The 562-nt window shown below is 78.8% G+C and carries 1 protein-coding gene; it reads right to left on the bottom strand.

Annotated features, from left to right (window positions below; genetic code table 11):
• Positions 1-105: 105 nt before the first annotated feature.
• On the bottom strand, positions 106-562 hold a 457-nt coding region (locus tag AE652_RS42785; protein ID WP_049661795.1), incomplete at its 5' end, for a sugar phosphate isomerase/epimerase.

Here is a 562-nt window from a genome sequence, read left to right as displayed (position 1 = left end):
CCTCGTACACCTCGACGCCCAACTCGCGGACGGGCGCCGCGACCCTGGGGTGAGGGGCGCGGCGCCGCCTCGGCCGGACAGGGCCTGAGGAACCCGTGTGCGCCCTCAGCCCGGCAGCAGTGCGGACAGGTGGCGCGCCCCGCTGCCCAGCAGCGGTGCCAGGGGCGCGGCGCGCGGGTGCCAGGGGGCCTCGTACTCCCAGGCCGCCCAGGTGCCGGGCGGCAGCAGGTGCAGGCAGTCGGCGATCGGCAGCACTCCGGTGCCGAGCGGCAGCGGGGTGAGGTCGTCCGCCGAGGCGACGTCCTTGACCTGCGCGTAGCCGAGGTGGGGGCCGAGCGCGCGGTGGGTCCGTGCCGGGGTCTCGCCGGCCAGCCAGGTGTGCAGCAGGTCCCAGAGCGCTCCGACCGCGGGGTGGTCCACCCGGTTCAGCAGGGGTGCCAGGGCTGCCCCGGCGCGGTGGGAGTCGTGGGTCTCGACGAGGATCCGCACGCCGAGGGCCGCCGCCCGCGGGGCCGCCGCGCGCAGGCGGCGGACCGCGCGCTCGTCGGCCTCGGTCGCCGGG

Source organism: Kitasatospora sp. MY 5-36, from assembly GCF_001182915.1.
Taxonomy (GTDB): domain Bacteria; phylum Actinomycetota; class Actinomycetes; order Streptomycetales; family Streptomycetaceae; genus Kitasatospora.
This window is presented reverse-complemented; position numbering and strand designations above follow the sequence as displayed.